At 57.2% G+C, this 18,493-nt stretch carries 15 protein-coding genes; 11 read left to right on the top strand and 4 right to left on the bottom strand.

Translation table 11 applies throughout. The annotated features are described in order from the left end of the window. Positions 1-57: 57 nt before the first annotated feature. Positions 58-1,059, bottom strand: a complete 1,002-nt coding sequence (locus tag BUB78_RS16760; protein ID WP_073200041.1) for an NAD-dependent epimerase/dehydratase family protein — start codon at positions 1,057-1,059, stop codon at positions 58-60. A gap of 788 nt (positions 1,060-1,847) precedes the next feature. Here BUB78_RS16760 and BUB78_RS16765 point away from each other — a divergent pair. Together BUB78_RS16765 and BUB78_RS16770 are read left to right on the top strand one after the other, a co-directional pair. Further along, the gene (locus BUB78_RS16765; RefSeq protein ID WP_220084023.1) at positions 1,848-2,273 is read left to right on the top strand and encodes a hypothetical protein; all 426 of its coding nucleotides are present in this window, start codon (positions 1,848-1,850) and stop codon (positions 2,271-2,273) included. A 519-nt stretch (positions 2,274-2,792) separates the two neighbouring features. Then, entirely contained in the window at positions 2,793-3,839 is a 1,047-nt protein-coding gene (locus BUB78_RS16770; RefSeq protein ID WP_073200043.1) for a tyrosine-type recombinase/integrase, read from the top strand. Positions 3,840-3,909: 70 nt separating this feature from the next. Here BUB78_RS16770 and BUB78_RS16775 read toward each other — a convergent pair whose 3' ends face one another. Together BUB78_RS16775 and BUB78_RS16780 are read right to left on the bottom strand one after the other, a co-directional pair. Continuing rightward, positions 3,910-4,965 carry a ParB N-terminal domain-containing protein gene (locus tag BUB78_RS16775; RefSeq protein ID WP_073200045.1) on the bottom strand — a complete coding sequence of 352 codons (1,056 nt, stop codon included), beginning with the start codon at positions 4,963-4,965 and terminating at the stop codon, positions 3,910-3,912. A 126-nt stretch (positions 4,966-5,091) separates the two neighbouring features. Beyond that, positions 5,092-6,489, bottom strand: a complete 1,398-nt coding sequence (locus BUB78_RS16780) for an AAA family ATPase (protein ID WP_073200047.1) — start codon at positions 6,487-6,489, stop codon at positions 5,092-5,094. Positions 6,490-6,903: 414 nt separating this feature from the next. Here BUB78_RS16780 and BUB78_RS16785 point away from each other — a divergent pair, with 414 nt between their 5' ends. The 9 genes from BUB78_RS16785 (at position 6,904) to BUB78_RS16825 (ending at position 18,215) form a co-directional block, all read left to right on the top strand. Beyond that, complete coding sequence (locus BUB78_RS16785; RefSeq protein WP_073200050.1) at positions 6,904-7,914, top strand: replication initiator protein A; 1,011 nt, start codon at positions 6,904-6,906, stop codon at positions 7,912-7,914. A gap of 260 nt (positions 7,915-8,174) precedes the next feature. Continuing rightward, the gene (locus tag BUB78_RS16790) at positions 8,175-8,384 is read left to right on the top strand and encodes a hypothetical protein (protein ID WP_073200052.1); all 210 of its coding nucleotides are present in this window, start codon (positions 8,175-8,177) and stop codon (positions 8,382-8,384) included. A 349-nt stretch (positions 8,385-8,733) separates the two neighbouring features. Further along, complete coding sequence (locus BUB78_RS16795; protein ID WP_084732924.1) at positions 8,734-9,438, top strand: VPLPA-CTERM sorting domain-containing protein; 705 nt, start codon at positions 8,734-8,736, stop codon at positions 9,436-9,438. 140 nt (positions 9,439-9,578) lie between these two features. Beyond that, positions 9,579-10,925 carry a leishmanolysin-related zinc metalloendopeptidase gene (locus tag BUB78_RS16800; protein ID WP_073200055.1) on the top strand — a complete coding sequence of 449 codons (1,347 nt, stop codon included), beginning with the start codon at positions 9,579-9,581 and terminating at the stop codon, positions 10,923-10,925. Positions 10,926-11,254: 329 nt separating this feature from the next. Further along, positions 11,255-12,979, top strand: coding sequence for a type I secretion system permease/ATPase (locus BUB78_RS16805; protein WP_073200085.1), 1,725 nt, complete (start codon positions 11,255-11,257; stop codon positions 12,977-12,979). Between the two features lie 11 nt (positions 12,980-12,990). Beyond that, positions 12,991-14,304: an HlyD family type I secretion periplasmic adaptor subunit gene (locus tag BUB78_RS16810; protein ID WP_084732926.1), complete on the top strand. Its 1,314-nt coding sequence runs from the start codon at positions 12,991-12,993 to the stop codon at positions 14,302-14,304. A 157-nt stretch (positions 14,305-14,461) separates the two neighbouring features. Further along, the gene (locus BUB78_RS16815) at positions 14,462-15,850 is read left to right on the top strand and encodes an efflux transporter outer membrane subunit (RefSeq protein WP_170865094.1); all 1,389 of its coding nucleotides are present in this window, start codon (positions 14,462-14,464) and stop codon (positions 15,848-15,850) included. Between the two features lie 173 nt (positions 15,851-16,023). Then, a complete protein-coding gene (locus BUB78_RS16820) occupies positions 16,024-17,010 on the top strand; it encodes a glycosyltransferase family 2 protein (RefSeq protein ID WP_073200062.1) in 987 nt (328 codons plus the stop codon). Next, positions 17,007-18,215, top strand: a complete 1,209-nt coding sequence (locus BUB78_RS16825; RefSeq protein ID WP_073200064.1) for a glycosyltransferase family 4 protein — start codon at positions 17,007-17,009, stop codon at positions 18,213-18,215. The genes BUB78_RS16820 and BUB78_RS16825 overlap by 4 nt, the downstream gene beginning before the upstream one ends. On the opposite strand, the gene BUB78_RS20965 is transcribed toward BUB78_RS16825, so the two are convergent. Further along, positions 18,212-18,493 (bottom strand): hypothetical protein (locus BUB78_RS20965; RefSeq protein WP_220084024.1); only part of this gene is annotated, 282 nt, incomplete at its 5' end. The genes BUB78_RS16825 and BUB78_RS20965 overlap by 4 nt on opposite strands.

The raw sequence follows: 18,493 nt of genomic DNA on the forward strand, positions 1-18,493 counted from the left end.
GGGCCATCCTCGACGGATGACGCAGTACCGATATGCAGCGTCGTGCCCAGACAGGCCTTAAACGTCATAATACGTGCGGTACCACTCTACGAACCTCTTTACGCCGGTCTCGACATCCGTGGTCATTTCAACGCCGGTGAGGTCACGCAGAAGCTGGGTTTCGGCCCAGGTGGCGGGCACATCACCAGGCTGCATGCCCATCATGTTTTTCCGGGCCTCGCGTCCGATCGCCTTTTCGATGGCCTGGATGAAATCCATCAGGGCCACCGGCTGGCTGGCGCCGATATTGACGGTGCGGAATGGCGCCACCGGGCTCAGGCTGTCGTGATCCCCGACAGGGACGTCCCCAGGGGGACACTCGGCCAACCCGAGGATCGCAGTGACGAGATCGTCGATATAGGTAAAGTCGCGCCGCATCTCGCCGTTGTTATAGACGTCGATCGACTCGCCGTTCAAAATCGCGCGGGTGAATTTGAAATAGGCCATATCCGGGCGGCCCCAGGGGCCATAGACGGTAAAGAACCGGAACATGGTGATCGGCAAGCCGTAGAGATGCGCATAGGAATGCGCCATCGCCTCATTGGCCTTTTTGGTGGCCGCGTAAAACGACATCTGGGTGTCGACCTTATCCGTTTCGCGATAGGGCATTTGCGTGTTGGCGCCATAGACCGAGCTTGTCGAGGCCATCAGCATATGCGCCGGTGGATAGGCGCGGGCGGCCTCAATCAGCTCGTAGGTGCCGATCAGGTTGGCCTCAAGGTAATCGCGCGGGGCCTCAATCGAATGGCGCACGCCGGCCTGAGCGGCCAGATGGATCACCAGGTCAGGGCGGTGTTCGGCAAACAAATCCAACAACAAGCCGGGCTGTTCCAGCTTGCCGTGCACCGGCACAAAGGCCTCATGCGCCATCAATTGATCAAGCCGGTGCTGTTTTAGCGCAGGATCGTAATAGGCATTGAGAGAATCAAGACCGATCACCCGCCATCCCGCGTCCAGCAGGCGCAGGCTCAGGTGATATCCGATAAAGCCGGCCGCGCCGGTAACAAGAGCAGTTTTCATAGGTATGCTGGTAGCCATCACATGTCGCCGGTGTCAAACGCTTCCCCGCCCCGGCAGGGTGCTTCCCTGTTTTCAAAGGTGCATATCCAAAGGCCGATCCCGCTTTTGCGGCTGAGTTCATAGGCAACCCGTGCTGCGCGCGCCTGTTGACGCAGGGCTGGCGGGTGGCAGGGTCGGATGCAATGACCGATTATACGACGTGGCGCTGATACAGCACACGATTGGCACATCTTGAAAGGCATGCAGGCTTCCGTTTCGTGCAAGATCATGTGGTGAGCCTCCCCCTTCAAAGAAGGATTGCGACATGGGACTACCTGAATCGGGATATCTCTTACCGCAAGCGACCACGCTAACTGAGGTGTTGGATTGCTTAAAGGATAAGAAAGCTTCGCCTGAGGCAACGTCGCGCTCTGCTCCTAATGTGGTTCCTTTTGCAAAAGTATCGGCAGCAGAGCCAACAGGAAGCGCCGTTAGCGCCATCTCTGTGAAAAGCCCCTTGTGGGGGGTGGATAAAATCGCCTGCAAGCTATTCAAACCGCAAAGGCGGCATCCTATAAACGGGAAAGTTTCCAAATGATTTCGGTAAAATCCTGAGGTGAGGCATGGGCGGAAAAGGTAGCGGGCGGCACTGGCAGTTCGGGGCAGAGACAACAGAAAGCTATCGCTCGATTGACATTCGGTGGCTTAAACGCGAGGGGCTTCTGTCCGCAGGGGTAAGCCGTTACCTTACGTGGTCCCGTGCTGGCCGAGTTACAGGCTCGATCAATGTCAGGTATGAACCGGGCCGCGTGATCCTGGACTATAGCCATCGTGATCATGGCGGCGAATGGCAGGCCGAAAAATATCCGGTCTATCTCGATACCACGCCCTGCCACCTGGGCGGCGACCGGCAGTGGTTCCTATGCCCTGCCCGTGGGTGCGGTCGGCGGGTCGCCATACTCTACGGCGGCGCAATCTTTGCGTGCCGTCACTGCTACCATCTGGCCTATCCTTCTCAGCGTGAAAAGCCGGGTGATCGTGCGGCGCGGCGAGCTGACTACATCCGCGACAAGCTTGGCTGGAAACCAGGTATTCTCAATGGTCCTGGCTGGAAGAAGCCTAAGGGGATGCACTGGCGTACCTATGAGCGGCTTTGTCGGGAACACGACGCCCTCTCAGATCGCGCCCTGATCGGGATCATGGAACACCTCGGACTCCACTCAGGCCATTTCTAAAATAAGCGGATTTAGAGGTGTGCGAAGTTAGCAGGAAATAGAGGATATTTGTTCGCCTACCAGTCAGCTCGAAAACCCACTGGTTTTCTGAGGCTTAATCGGTTTCAACGCGAAGTTATGACATTGGCAGGATATGCCAGTTGTTTGCGGGTTTTGTCCGAGTTGCGCTAGCACCAAAGGCACCAGCTTGGGTGCGCCGACTTCTATGTACGCCCTAGCCCTATGGGGCTATTCTCAGACTCAACAAGAATTGGGTAAATTGCTGTTAATAATCAAAATATATTTATTTTGCACAGTACTGGCCAGTTTTTAAAATTATAACATTATACATGATAAGCTACAGTTATCACTTCTATTGAACGCCCGAATATATTCGGGCAAAATCGACTGGAAAAATTAGCCGAAGAGCCTTCGGAATATGTGCTTAGATCAGATCGACCTGCCCCGGATAATGGGCTGCTTTCCTGTCCGCTCTCAAGGGGGTCAGGCGGTGCCGCCTTGCGGCGACAAGGTTCATCCATGACCCCCCTGCCCCTCTCCGCCCAGACCCAGCTCACTGCGGCCGATCAGGACGCGCTGACCGATCTCTATGTCCGCGGCACGCCGGAGAACACACTCCGGGCCTATGAGCGGGATCTCGTTTACATTACCGCCTGGCGGAAAACCGTCTTCGGCAGCAATCCGGAATGGCCTGAACACGAGAGCGTGGCGCTGCGCTTCATTCTCGATCACGCTCGGGATCTGGCGGCGCTGGATCCCTCGGAAAGCGCCAGAATGGCCGCAGAGGCGCTCATTGTGGCGGGGTTGCGCAAAAGCCTCGCCTGCCCTGCCCCGGCGACGCTGGACCGGCGCATCGCCTCCTGGCGTGCCTTCCACCGCATGAAAAACCTCCCCTCCCCTTTTGACGCCCCCATGGTGCGCCAGGCCCGCGCCAAGGCGAGACGGGCGGCAGCGCGTCCAAAAGCGGCAAAATCCGCAAAACCCATTGTTCGGGACATGCTGAAGCAGATGCTTGCCACTTGCGAACCGGGCCTGCGCGGTACGCGCGACCGGGCAATCCTTTTGTTCGGCTGGGCCAGCGGCGGTCGACGTCGATCAGAAATCACCGGGCTCAGGCGCGAAGATATCGACCTGGAGGAGTTCGAGACCCGAAGCCTTGCCTGGATACGGTTAACAAAAACCAAGACCACGACCCGAGAGACAACCCCCAAGCTGGTTCTCAAGGGCGTATCGGCCCGAGCGTTGGTTGCCTGGATTGACGCAGCCGAGATCGAAGACGGCCCCCTCTTTCGTCCGATCAGCAAATCCGGGCGGCCCCTGAAGCGGGGCATCACAGGTGACGGAATCTATCAGATCGTCAAGCGAAGGCTTGAGCTTGCAGGCCTGCCACGTGAACTGGCCAGTCCACACGGGCTCAGGTCGGGTTTTCTCACACAGGCCGCGCTTGATGGTGTACCTATTCAAGTTGCGATGCGCTTAAGCCTGCACGCCTCGCTCGCCCAGGCATCCGCCTATTATGCCGATGTCGATCTCGACCAGAATGAAGCAACTGATTTGCTGGAATAGAGACGAAGGGAGCCACATTCCAGAGGCCAAATGTTTCGCATGCGAAACATTTTCGCCCGTCGAAACACTTTCACGTATCCGTATTTTTTCTAAGCCAGGCCTCTAAACGGTCCCGAAAGACTGGATTAACTGCCGGGCCAGAAAGCTGCAACTTCCCACCCTTCTGGGAGAGAAAAATGCCAGGACATACTTCTTCAGCCGGGTTAGAGACTGAATTTTCCGTATCAGGCGATGGCGCCAACGCCTCAGACACCGGGGGTGTCGACGGAGCACGGACGGATTCCGTCGAGTTCTCGACCGTATTGACGAAATCTGACAACAGTCTCTGTTCCGCCTCAAAACTATCCGGACAGGCGGATTTAAGGTGCTCTATCAGTTGCGCCCCTGCCCTCTCATTCGCCTCAAGAGCCTTGACAAGCGCCAATCCCAGGCGTTCGTTCAAAGCTTGAGGAAAGCAGATATTATCCCCCAAAACCCTATATAGACTCAAAAAAGAGCCTATCTTGGAGCGTTTCGAGCGCGAGGCTGTGGCAAAGAGAGACTGCAACGCAAGCTTGGAGGAAGGAAACACCCCCGCTTCGACCGCTTTCGCCGCAATACGTGCCCGCTCGTAATAGGACAGGCCCAGCCGGATTTCGTTTTCCTCCACCATCGCCACATAGGCCTCTTCCGAGCTTTTGGGCTGGCGCAGGAAGGCAAGCACAGTGGCAAAGCGGTCGTCTCCGGTTTCATCATGCAAGCAGCGCAGCGCAGTCAGACGGCGCCAGCCGGAAATCAGACCATATCGTCCCGCCCCCATGTCGACGACTTCAATCGGGTTGCGCTGTCCATTCCGGCGCAGGCTATCTATCAGTGCTGAAAAATCCGGTTCGTCAGCCGTACCCGGGTGGGCACGGTCACGCATCAGCCAGGCGGCATCAATCGTATCGAGGGCCAGCCGCACGACCAGCCGCCCCTCGTCGCGGGCACTGCTAAGCTCCCGGCTCACCTCTTCCAGCGCCGCGCTGACGGATGCGTCGCCGGCCACCCGGGCAATAGGCGCGGTTGATGAGGCGGGGGCAGAATGGGTTTCCGATGTCGTCAGGAAATCCTGAAGCGGACCGCTGAGGCGCTTACGCTTTGCCATAAAATACCTCCGTAAAAGAAAGGCGGACGAGCGCAAATGTTTCGCATGCGAAACATTTTACCGGTGTCCATGTTGGGTTTGACGCACAAATCGGAGGGGTCGCGCTCACCACGCACGAGAGCATATTCATTCGGCAACCTCCGATTTCTCTTGCGCCAGCTGATCGCGACGCCACACGCCAAACAGAAGTTTTTTAAAAGCCGCATAGGTCGCATCAAAGGTTTCGCGGCCACGAATATATGTCTCGCGATTGAAGTCGCGGTAATCGGCCTCATAGATGCCGCTCACTTGTTCCCCGGCCTGTCCAATCAGAGCAGTATAGTCCTGCCGCTGCGGGGCGAGGGCGCGGCCAAGGTAGGCCTGCATGAGCCCTGCCAGCTCTGCCTGCTGCCCGGCGTCATAACGGGTGACCAGCGCGCGCACGGCATCCCACTCGAAACGAACGCCATCACGGCCAAGCGCGCGGGCTGCCATGTTCTCACCATCCTCAATGGATTGAAATGTGGAATGGAGCATTTCGAAAAACCGCCCCGTCGAGTCGAATTCCAGAAAAGAGGCCCCGAGAGGCACCAGAAGGATATCCGCAGCCGCAAGTCCGTTGATTGTCAGATAGCCCAAAGCAGGGGGCGTATCGAGAAAGATCAGATCATAGTCCTGCAGGATGCCATCGGCCTCCAGACTTTCTGTCAGCGCGTCCCAAAGCTTCCAGCTGCGCGCCGCCATGCGCCAGACGGGAATCTGGAATTCAGACCAGTAGAGGTTCAGCTGCGCACCAATGAGATCGATATTGGGCCAGTGGGTCTTTTGAATGAGATCGCGGGAACCGATCTTCATGGCTTCGGCCAGTGTGTCATCAAGCGGTTGCGGGGCTTCGTTGCGCTGCATCCGCAGACGGTTTTCTTCTTGCAGGTGACGCCCGTAATGCCGGGCGAGGAGGGGAAAGACCGTGCCCCATTCATCCTCGACCTTGCCGCCAAAGATCGATGTCATCGAGCCTTGGCTGTCGAGATCAATCACCAGAACGCGATACCCGTCCAGAGCGGCCGACATCGCCAGATGTGCTGCTGTTGAGGTCTTGCCAACGCCGCCCTTGAAGTTGGCGACGGCCACGATCTTGGCCGGCAGGCCCTCGGGGCGCCACGGCTGATACTCCTTGGTCTTGGAGCCTTCCGCAGCAAAATGCGCCCGCAGACGCAATACCTCGTCGAGGGTAAACCATTTGGCCCCGCCGTCGGTTTCCGTCTGGCCCTGCGGCAGATCCGGATTGGCCTTGAGCACGCGCCGAAAGTGCGCGGTTGCAATCGGGATGAGGTACCGCGTGATTTCCCAGGTCGAAAAAAGCCGCAACTTTCGTGTGCCGCTATCGTCAAGCCCACGAGATGCCAGATCGCGCCTTCCCCGAAAGCAGGCCTCGGAAATTTTGCCGAAATCAGCCGTCTGTTGGGGAGGGTCCAGATCGGCCATGGCGGCATCAGGAGAAATGTTGAAATAGGGGGGCAGGGGGGCATTGCCGTCGCGTGCCATTTTGTGCCTCATGTGCTCTGTTTTGAGATATGTACCACTAATATGCGCACATGGAAATGTTTTCATGCCTTTAAATGGGAAGCTACCGTTTCAGCAGGCATGATTCTCAGTAAATTCATAGGTTTGACCCATTTTTACCGTCTGTTTGACGGCGGGGTACAAAAAATTTCCAGTTAATTATCTGTTATTTAGTAGTTACGCCTAAATCCGGTCTTGGTAAGCCATTGATCTGAAATTTGAATTTTACTTTCTTGTGGTCCCAGGCGATTCCGATCCCACGATAGGGTGACTCTGATCCCACGTTCAAACGATTCCGATCCCACGATACGGCGGTCCGGAATGCTGGACCTAAACTCTGGTCCTGCATATGGTGGTGATAATGAAACCCCGAAACAAATAGAGCAGGCGCGGGACATGGGCGGTTACGCTGTATCACAGGGGCGAAAGCTGCTGCCCGAGCGCCACCCGACGGCGGATTTCTTCGTCTGTGACATCCTGGATGCCCTTCCCAAGGACGATCTGGCCTCGATGGAGCATCCGCTTTTCGCGCTGTCGACCCGGGCGGATCTGCGGGTCCTTACCTATGCCCATAATGACGTGACGGTGACGGTCACGCCGTCGGTGCGGGGGCGGGCCACGCTTTTTGACAAGGACATCCTGATCTATTGCATCAGCCAGCTGATGGCGGCGCTCAACGCCGGCCGCCCGATCAGCCGCACCCTGCATTTGCGGGCTCATGATCTGTTGGTTGCCACCAACCGGGAAACCTCGGGCGATGGCTATCGTCGTCTGGTTGAGGCGTTCGAGCGGCTGGCAGGCACGCGCATCACCACCAATATCACCACAGCCGATATCGAGGAGACGACCGGTTTTGGCCTGATCGAGGCCTGGCAGATTCAGCGCCGCACCCGGGGCGGGCGCATGATCTCGGTGCGGGTCACTCTGGCGGACTGGCTCTTTCGGGCGGTGATGGCAAAATCTGTGCTGACACTCAGCCGCGACTATTTCCGTCTGCGCAAACCGCTGGAGCGGCGCATCTACGAGTTGGCGCGCAAGCATTGCGGTCATCAGCCAGAGTGGCGCGTCTCGCTGCCGGTCTTGGCGCACAAGTCGGGTTCGGCCTCGCCGCTGCGGGTGTTCCGCCGCATGATCCGTGACATGATAGCGGCCAACCATCTGCCCGATTACGAACTGGCAGAGGAAGCGGGGGACATGATCCATGTACGCCCGCGCCGAGTGGTGTTGAGCCCCGGCGAGGCACCGCACCTGAGCCCCGAGGCGCTTGCGGAGGCGCGCCGCCTGGCGCCGGGCCTGGATGCCTATGCGCTCGAGGCCGATTGGCGCGGCTGGTGGGTCGCCACCGGGCGCCCCCGCCTGCGCAGCCCCGACGCGGCCTTTCTGGGCTGGGTGCGCAAACGGGTCTGAGGCGGGTGCGGCTGATCTGTCAATAAAACCGGGTGATTTCGGTTCTTTTAATGCTTTTGAGGCCTCAAAAGGGGCCATGTGTTGCGCGAAGGACTCGCACGAGCGGAAAATTATCTGATCTCGGCGAAACTGTAACGGTTTAGTAACATAATTTTGCCCTAATCGTGCTTAGCTTTGGTCTCAAAGCAATATTATGTTTACAGGAGCGAGTTGAAAACATAACCTCAATCATAGGTTGTGAAATCAAAGGGGAGCATCAGATGATCGTTGGACTTATCCTTGTCGGAAGTGTCATTGGGGCCGTGTCTGCCCTGACGGTTCTGATCCTGGGACATTCGATCTGGACGGCTTTTCTGATCTATTCCGCCGTGGGCGCGCTGAGCGTGCTGGCGGGAGGCGCAATTCTGGCTCTGCGCGCAGGGTCACAAGACTGGATCACAGATGCCACGGCCCGACCGCAGGGCAGCTAACAGGCATCCTCGCCCGTAAAACCGAATCATCCAAAATAAGATCCTGACACATCAGTCATGCCATGAGCGGGACCTATTGTTTCGTCTAACGCAACTGATTCAGGTTTGGCGTGTATTGATTTTGAATCTGCCCTCAATCTCCCCTCATGGTTGCGTTCGATTTGAAATACTTTGAAATACTTTGACTCACACAGAGATTAAGGCGAAAATGAGGCGTCGCTGTATAGTCAATTCAAGTTGACCATGAATACAGCAATCCGGAGTTAGCTCCGGTGATTTAATCTGCGTCTTGATAACAGGGCGTGGTAGATTAGGTGAATCGCGACGTGTAGGCGTCGAGGAGGTGAAAATGTTTAATATTTTAAAGGTTTCTGGTCGGATAACTTCGGCGGCGATTTTCGGGCTTGGCTTGATGTTTTCCGTGTCCGCAGCGCAGGCTGCGACACTAAGCTTTTCTCAGATCACGGCAAATGGCGGAACTGGGGGCGCGGCGCAGTTGGGTGTGACTTACACCGATGACACAGATGGTGCGTTGTTCGCCTTCAGCGTAATCGCGGGTGACAATGATGATCTTAACGTAGCAGAAATTTACTTTGACGACCGCACCCCGCTCTTTAAAGCGCCGATGACCGCGGCTAATATCATTAGCCAAACTGGTACAGATTTCACAGCTGGGTCGGCTAATCCTAAAAGCCTTCCGGGTGGCAACGCCGTGAACTGGAATACGACAGCCGGGCTTCTCGCTGATTCTGCAGCAGGTAATACAGCTGGTATTCAGGTAGGTGACGAGTTGGTGTTGAAACTTTTTTACGATGGCACCTTTGCCTTTGCGGACCTGAGCGCAGCGCTTACCAGTGGACTTTTCCGCATGGGAATGCATGTGCGTTCTCATGACGGAGGTTACAGTGAGGGCTATGTGAACAACATTCCGGGCGGCGGCGTTAAACCACCATCACCACCACCCGTGCCACTGCCAGCGGGTCTGCCTCTGATCCTCACCGCACTTGGTAGTCTTGTGGCCGTGGGCCGTCGGAAGTCCCGAAAAGCGGCGTAAATCCGCCAAAAATGGCATGAAGATGCATTAGAATTAAGGCGCCTTTTCTTCAAGGCGCCTTGTTTCTGTCCTTAATTTCGACGTAATCTGCCCGAAAAATGCGCCCCTAAGAGACGCAGTAAATCGAGCGGAGCACTGAGATGGCAAAAGATAAAGACGACGTGATCCGGGGTCTCCCCACGGATCGACTGGCGGATATTCTGCCAGGCGAATTTAATCCGGATGTCGCGATGGCCTTCTTCGCCGGTGGCGAAAAGGCAGTTGCCGAGAAATTCCCCGATATTGCTGCTGACCCGATCCCTGGGCTGGAAACTGCCGCGCTCCATGCTGAAACGGCTCTTTCGGCGCTCGGTTCGCCAGATATCCCCAGTCCACCAGAAGATGTTCCCGACACGGTGCCGGGACTGGAGACGGCAGGATTGCATTTGGAAACAGCTCGTTCGGTGCTTGATCACCTGAGCCTGGATTTGCCAGACGTTCTGCGTGGGCAGGTTGAAGAGCCCGTGAGCGCTTTCGGCGACGAACTATCAGGTGCCGGTGCGAAGCCAATCGACGCGGGCAATGGCAATGGCAAGGGCAAAGGCGGGGGTAAGACTAAGGATGAGCCCGTGACGACAACTGAGCCCGTGACGACAACCGAGCCCGTGACGACAACTGAGCCCGTGGCGACAACTGAGCCCGTGACGACAACCGAGCCCGTGACGACAACTGAGCCCGTGGCGACAACTGAGCCCGTGACGACAACCGAGCCCGTGGCGACCACCGAGCCCGTGACGACTGAGATTAACCTGGGTTCAACCGATCCAAATACCTATGTCAGCGGGCTCGATACACCCGAAGGATTCAACATCGAGTTAACGTTCAGTGGTGCATGGACAGAGGATCTGAAACAGGGGCTCTACACCGCTGCGGAATATTTCAGCGACATTATCACCGGTGATCTGCCCAACTATAACGGAATCGATGACATCCAAATCTCGGCAAGCCTGACCAGTATCGATGGGACGGGCGGCTTTTGGGGTTGGGGCGGTACTTCGACTCTGCGCTCTGACAGCCTGCTGCCGAGTGAGGGTTACCTGAAGATCGACTCTGCCGATGTGGGAACTATGCAATCGTATGGGCTCTGGGAGGATGTCATCCTCCACGAGATGGCGCATGCGCTCGGCTTCGGCACGCTCTGGAGTTCGATGGGTCTGATCGATGATTACAATGGCGACCTGCGGTTCAATGGAGCCAATGCCATTGAGGCGTATAATACCGATTTCAGTGGGACAGCCCTTAATGATCCTCTCTCGGATCTGGGCGTTCCGGTCGAAACCCATGGCGGGGCGGGCACTGCGGGCGTGCATTGGGACGACGACACCTTTGCCAATGAAATCATGACCGGCCAGTTGAACTGGAGCAACGAGATGTCAGACATGTCCATCGCCGCTCTGGATGACATGGGCTATGTGACGATCTACGACGACGCGTTCATCATTGCCTGATCTTGCTGCGCATTCCAGGTTTCACGGGCGGCCAAAGCCGCCCGTTTTCGTTTTAGCCCCGCGCCGTCCAGCCCCCCACCCAGATGAGTTTCCCAGGGCAGAACACCGTTCAGCCATCACCGGCCAAGATGGCGGCTCAACATCCCCTGTAATTTCTGGTAATCCGTCGGTTCTTAAGCAAAAACCAGCCCAAAACCTGGTTCGCGCCATGAATTAGCCATGCTATCATGGGAAATCTGTAAACAATCACGGCGCAAACACAGGATTGTAACCTGTTGAGGTGCGGAGCCGGCGGGCATAACAGGCAATGACGGGGCAGTATGCAAAAGATGAGGGCTGAGGCCAAGAATTCCTATCTCGGGGCTCTGCGGGGCTTGCGTGGCACATTCGTGTTGGTGGGGCTGTTCAGCGCGATCATCAATCTGCTGATGCTGACCGGGCCGGTCTATATGCTGCAGGTCTATGACCGGGTGCTCTCATCCGGGTCGGTCTCGACGCTTCTGGGGCTCTTTGCCATTGTAATCCTGCTCTACAGTTTTTTGGGCCTTTACGATTTTCTGCGCGCGCGGCTCTTGTCTCGGGCTTCCCTGCGGCTCGACGCGAAAGTCGGCGAAGAGGCTTTCCGCTTTGCCTTGCGCTCAGGCGCGATTGGGGCGAAATCCCGCATCGATCCGGGGGCGCAGCCGGTGCGTGACCTCGAATTGGTGCGCGGTTTCATGAGCAGCCCGGCGATCACCGGGCTTTTCGATCTGCCCTGGATGCCGCTCTTTCTGGTGCTGGTGTTTCTGATCCATCCCTGGCTTGGCTTTCTGACGCTGGCCGGGGCAGGGGTGGTGGCGGTGGCGGCACTGCTCAATCAGTTTCTGGCGCAGAAATCCATCAGCCAGGTAATGTCGATGGAAGGCGCCGAGCGCAGCCTCGTAGGCCAGGCGCGCGCCGATGCCGAAACCATCAGTGCGCTTGGTATGCGCGAGCGGCTGGTCGCGCGCTGGCGGGCGCAGCATGATGCGGCTCTGGCGGCCGGGCAGGTGGGCAGTGATCGCTCCGAGGGGTTTGCCTCTTTCTCGAAATCCTTTCGGCTTCTGTTGCAATCGGCGCTTCTGACCATGGGGGCCTTTCTTGCCCTGAGGCAGGAGATCACGCCGGGCATGATCATCGCCACCTCGATCATCGCGGGGCGGGCGCTCGCGCCGGTCGACCAGGTGATTGGCCAGTGGCGTGCGATTGGCCGCGCTCGGGAAGCGCATAAACGCCTGCGTGAAATCTTTGGTCAATTGCCGGCTGACAAGCCGCGGATTGATCTGCCTGCTCCCGCGGGCGAGCTTCGTGTCAACTCCCTGACCAAGCTGGCCCCGGTGGGCCCCGAGAAGGGCGCAGATCGTCCACGCATCCTTGACCGGGTCAGTTTTGCTCTTTCGGCTGGGGACGGTCTGGGCGTGGTCGGCAACAGTGCTGCGGGCAAATCCACGCTGGCGCGACTTCTGGTCGGGGCCTGGGTACCCGAGGCAGGTGAGGTGCGGCTTGACGGAGCGACGCTTGATCAATGGACGCCAGAGGCGCTCGGGCGTCATATCGGCTATCTGCCGCAAACCCTGCAGATGCTGCCGGGCAGCGTAGGCCAGAATATAGCGCGCTTCGATCCCGAGGCTAAGGATGCCGATGTGATTGACGCCGCGCGCATCGCCGGTGTGCATGAGATGATCCTGGGCCTGCCCGACGGCTATGCCACCCATATGGATCAGATGACCCGCCCCTTGTCAGGCGGACAAATCCAGCGTCTGGGGCTGGCGCGTGCCATCTTTGGGGCACCCCGCCTGATCGTGCTGGACGAACCCAACTCCAATCTTGACGCCAATGGCGATGATGCCCTGTGCCATGCCATCCACACCATGCGCGAGCGCGGCAGCGTCGTGGTGGTCATGGCGCATCGGCCCAGTGCCATCGCTGCGGTCAACAAGGTTCTGTTGCTGCATCAGGGGCGTGCGGCCAAGTTCGGCGACAAGGATGAGGTGCTGGGCGGCACGTCTCGTCCGGTGTCGGTCGTAGCACAGTGAAAGGGGCAGGAATGTCAGCAGAAGCCTTTGACACACCCGTCCTGAAAACCGACATGTCCAGGACGGGCCGTATCGGCATGCTGGCGGGGCTGATCCTGATGGTGGCGGCTTTTGCCTGGGCCTATCTCACGCCGATCAGCGGGGCGGTTATCGCCTCGGGCTCGGCAGTGGTGCGCGGCAACCCCAAGATCGTTCAGAGCCTCGATGGCGGCATCATCGACGAAATCCGGGTGTCGGATGGTGATCTGGTACATGCGGGCGACATGCTCTTGCGGCTGGATCCGACACTGTTGCGCATCAATCTGGAAATGTATCGCAACCGCCTGGCAGAGACCCGTGCCAAGATCAGCCGCCTGCGGGCCGAGCAGCTTAGCAGCAAGGTTCTGGTCTTTGACTATGACACCGAGTTTCTGGAGGACCTGCCGCTGGGAATTATCAATGCCGGTCAAAAAGAGATTTTCGAGGCACGTCTCGAGGTGATGAAGGGCCGCAAGGAGCAACTGCGCGAAAAGATAGTGCAGTTCTACAACCAGATTTCGGGCGTGGAGGGTCTTATCCAGGCCAAACGCGATCAGCTGGCCTTTGTTGAACAGGAACTGGGGGATGTCAGTGCGCTGCACGCGGAGGGGCTGGCCCGCGAGGGCCAGGTCTTCGAATTGCAGCGGTCCCGCTCGGGGCTTCTGGGGGAAATTTCCGAACATCAGTCCGAAATGGCGCGGATCCGTAATTCCATTCGCGACACCGAACTCGAAATTCTGCAGTCCGACCGTCAGTTCAAGGAACAGGTCGTCACTGATCTGGGAGAGGCGGTAACGCAGGGCGAAGAGTTGTTGCTGCAGATCGTGACAGCCCGCAAACAGCTGGAACGGATTGATATCCTGTCGCCGGTGGATGGCATCGTGCATGAAATGCAGGTTTTCAACGCAGGCGGCGTGGTGCCGCCGGGCGAAACGATCCTGCAGGTGATCCCGGTCTCGGAAGGGGTGGATTTCGAAGTCAGGGTCGCTCCCGATGCGATTGATCAGGTTGGCCAGGGGCAGCGCGCAAAGGTGGTCTTCTCTGCCTTCAGTACGCGTACCGCGCCCGAAATCTTTGGCACGGTCTCGGGTATATCCCCCAGCAGTGTCACCGATCCGTCGACGGGGCAGAGTTTCTATCGGGTGACTCTGTCGATCCCGCCTGAGCAGCTGGCGCTGCTCGAAGGACATGAGATATTGCCCGGCATGCCGATCGAGGCCTTTCTGCAAACCGGCGAGCGGACGGCGCTGAGCTATCTCACCAGACCGCTCGCCGACCAGATGCGTCGTGCTTTCCGCGACGATTAAGGCGGGGGGTGTGATGCAGTGATGGCACAGCGGGCCATCATTATTAAGGACATCTTGTTTTAAAACGATTTTCAGGCAATGCTGCAGCAGAGCAGCCGCATGACGACAACCGGATATCAAAAACCGGGCGCATGGGGCGATGAGGCAGGATGTTTTTATGACTGGCAAGAGCTGGTGCCACGCGCCACGCGCATTCCTTGTTCTGGCTGGGCTGTCAGTTCTGACAGGCTGTTCGGATGACCCGTACAAGCCCCCGGTCTTTCCCTTTCTGTCCTCCTACAAGGCCGCCAGGAGCGGCGCTCCGGTTCTGCTCAGCAATGCCGACTGGTGGAAGAAATTCGATGATCCCACCCTGAACGCTCTGATTGAGACTGGGCTTGCGGGCAATCTCAATCTCGATCTGGCCAAGGAGCGGGTGATCGAGGCGCAAGCGATCCAGCGCGCCGTGCCGCAATCGGCGTTCCTCTCGCCTCGGGCCGGGGTAGGATATGAGCGCGGAGAGACTGGGGAGAGCCGGACTCGGGCCAATGCCAGTCTCGGGTTCGAGTGGATCCTGGATATCTACGGCGGACGACGGGCCCAGATTGACGCCGCTGGTGCGCGCATCGAGGTGGCTGATGCAGAGGTGGATGCAGCCCAATTGCTGCTTTTGCTCAATATCGCCAATGCCTATGTCGACCTGCGCTATCAGCAGACAGCGCTTCAGCTGCGCCGCTCAGAGTTGAAATCGCGCCGCCAGACGCTGAATCTGATCGAGCGCCTGCAACAAGGCAGTGCCGCCACCAAGGTCGATGTGGTCCGGGCACAGGCGCTTGTGTCCGAGACCCGCGCGGATATCCCCGAAACCAAGGCTGCGATCGACGCGGCCAAGAACGAGCTGGCGGTGCTTCTGGGCAAGGTGCCCGGCGCGTTGCAGATCAATCTCGATGGCCCCGTACGTCAGCCGCGCGTATCACTTTCGCCTGAGGTGGGCATCCCGGCTGACCTCTTGCGCAACCGCCCCGATATCCGGGTGGCGGAGCGCAGCTATTACGCCTCCTTCCGGGACGTGGCCGGGGCCCGGGCAGATCTCTATCCTCAGCTTTCCCTGAGTGGAACTATCACAAGCGCAACACTGTCGGCAGCACGCCCCGAGTATTTCTTTGGCCCTGTGTTGCAGTTTCCGATCCTGCCCAACAGCAGCAACCGCGCCAAGGTCGAGCAGCGTCAGTCGCTGGTCCGGCAGGCCCATACCCAATGGCGGCTGACGGTACTCGAGGCAATCCGCGATGTCGAAACTTCTCTGGCGGATTACTCCGCGAGCCTCTCGGCACAGCGCGCCGCCGAAGAGACCGTGCGGCTTTATAAAGAGGTCGTGACCCTGACCCGCCAGATCGTCACCGGCGACGGGGCCACCATCCGCGACCTGATCGACGCCGAACAGAACGTTGCCACCGCCAACACCACCCTCGCCGCCACCCTCAACCGCGTCGGCCGCAGCTTTGTGGCCTTGAACGTGAACCTCGGGTCCGGTCATGGGGTGGGTAAGGACAAGACCGGAAATTAATGGGACTATTGAATCAGTAAATATGATTACGTCGAATCAAATTTATGCCAATTGAAACCAGATTGTGGACATGGCCTCCGGATTCAGCATCCCGACCCAATTCAAACTGATCAAAAATTGAGGTAGAACGTAATGTCACCTTTCTGAGGCGACAATAGAACGGAGCAAGTGAAATGAACCCGCAAAGTACGGGTGGTCCGAACCCGGAGCGACACATCGATCTCTCGATCGTTATCGTTAACTGGAATACCAGAAAAATGACCCGGGAGTGCTTAGCCTCTGTTAGCAGCGGCTTGGGCGATTTAGCTGCCGAAATTCTTGTTGTCGACAACGCGTCGACCGATGGATCCGCTGACATGGTGGAAGCGGACTTTCCTGAAGTTGCGCTCATCCGAAACTCAGAAAATCGAGGGTTTGCCGCCGCCAACAATCAAGGTTTCAATATGGCGCGTGGAAAGCACGTGCTTCTGCTCAATACTGACACCCTGGTCCATGGAAACGCGCTGCCTGCCTCCGTGGTTTGGCTGAATGCACACCCTGATGTGGGCGCCATGGGTTGTCGCGTATTAAATACGGACGGAAGCGTTCAACTGACATGCTCAATGTATCCGTCTGTTCTCAATCAAATTCTTCAACTTTCGGGATTGTCCAAACTTCGTCATCCGCGTTTCTTTGGCCGTCACTCAATGACCCACTGGTTGCGCGACAGTGAGCGGGAAGTTGAGGTGATTTCGGGCTGCTATCTATTGGTGCGCCGGAGTGTGATTGATCAGATCGGTCTACTTGATGAAAACTTCTTTTTTTTCGGAGAAGAGACAGACTGGTGTAAAAGGATGAGAGATGCCGGATGGCGCCTCATGTTTGCTCCAGTCGGAGAAATTACCCATCATGGAAGCGTATCAGCCCGTAAACTCGACTATCACCGAGACGTATTGCTATCAGAATCCATCGTTCGGCTGCATCGGAAACACGCAGGTGTTTTTGGGGGTCTTGTCACCTTTGGGATAATCAGCATGTTCAATGCGACCCGCGCGCTATACTGGAGCTTTGCTGCAGTTTTTTCGAGTTCCGAACACGCACGCGCACGCGGCAAGCACTTTCGCGCTGTATTGAAAGTTACCAGCCGTGTTTGGCCCAAGTCGGAGAGGGCCGCTAAATGAAGGTTATACTCTTTGCGCCAAACATAGATTCAACGGACGTTGGTGAAGCGCTCATTGCTTACAAATGGGCGGAAAAACTTTCAGAAAAGGTAGAACTCACAGTATTGGCCTTTCAGCGGCCAGGGCGGCCGTTCCTTGCAGAGCAATTGCCGCAGGCTGAAGTGATTACTTGGCCGGAACCCAAGCTCTTTTTGCGCTTTGAGCGTTTCAATTCTGGGCTTAAGCTTGGCTATCCCCTGCTTTATCGAGCCGCTCGGCGTTGGCTACGTCAACAGATGGATAATGGTCGGTATTTCGATATTGGCCATCAACTCATGCCGCAAGCAGCGCGATACCCTGCACTTTTCTATGGGCTTGGTATCCCCTACGTGGTGGGGCCTCTTGGAGGGTCCCTTTTAACACCCAAACATTTCATTTCTGAGACAGGGACGGATAGCTGGTTCACGCGGATGCGTGTCATTGATCCTTGGCGTTTCCGCTTCGACCCTTGGTTGCGGCGATCCTATGAAGAGGCTGATCTCATTCTCGGCGTGGCTCCTTACATGCAGGAAACTCTTGGTGCTATTCCGCTCAAGCGCTTTGAAGCGATGCTAGAACTTGGCGTTGACAATCTCGCACCGAAGCGGCTGGTTGGAGAACAGGCAGGTCTTAGACTGTTACACGTCGGAAGGGGTGTTCGCACCAAAGGGCTTCGCGATGTTGTGAGAGCGATAGCGTATCTCTCCGATTTGCAAGATGTAACTTTGACTTCCGCCGGGCAGGGTCCGGAAATCGATCTGGCGCGTAAAGAAGCCGAAAAACTAGAAGTTTTGCATAGAATAACGTTTTTGGGCCAAGTGCCTCACGACAAGGTGAGAGCGCTGTATGACGTTTCAGATTTGTTTGTTTTCCCATCATTCAGGGAACCCGCCGGTGGAGTTCTTTATGAAGCAATGAGGGCAGGCCTGCCTGTCATTACGGTCGACTATGGTGGACCAAGCTTTGTCACGGATGATACCTGTGCGATCCGCTTGCCGGTATCGACGCCCGAGGCACTTGCCAAAGACATCGCGAAAGCCGTGCGTAATCTTTATCAGGACCGCTCTCGGTTAAAGGCCATGGGATCTGCTTCTCGGGCCCGAGTCGTCACTGAGGGTCTGTGGGAGAGTAAAATCACGCGATTGGTTGGTTTGTACAAGGAAGTCCTTACTGGAAAATTGCATTAGCAGGGTTGCAGTGACCGGCTGAATTCATCGTGTTCAAAGGTAGAGTTTTCCTGGCAAATTGACCGAGGAAAATTCGGATGAAGAACGGACGATTCAGTGACGGCCAGGTCATGGCAGTTTAGAAGCAGGCAGAAAGCGGTGAGCCAGTTTCTGAGGAGATATAGCTGAAAGTTGATGATGTCCGTAAGCGGTGCGCCGTTCACACCGGATTGACGTAGTTCCAGGGCAGCAGCAGGTTGATATCGGTTTGTTTGTGCCCGCCTGCTATGGCTTTCAGG

This window comes from Roseovarius marisflavi (assembly GCF_900142625.1).
Classification (GTDB): domain Bacteria; phylum Pseudomonadota; class Alphaproteobacteria; order Rhodobacterales; family Rhodobacteraceae; genus Roseovarius; species Roseovarius marisflavi.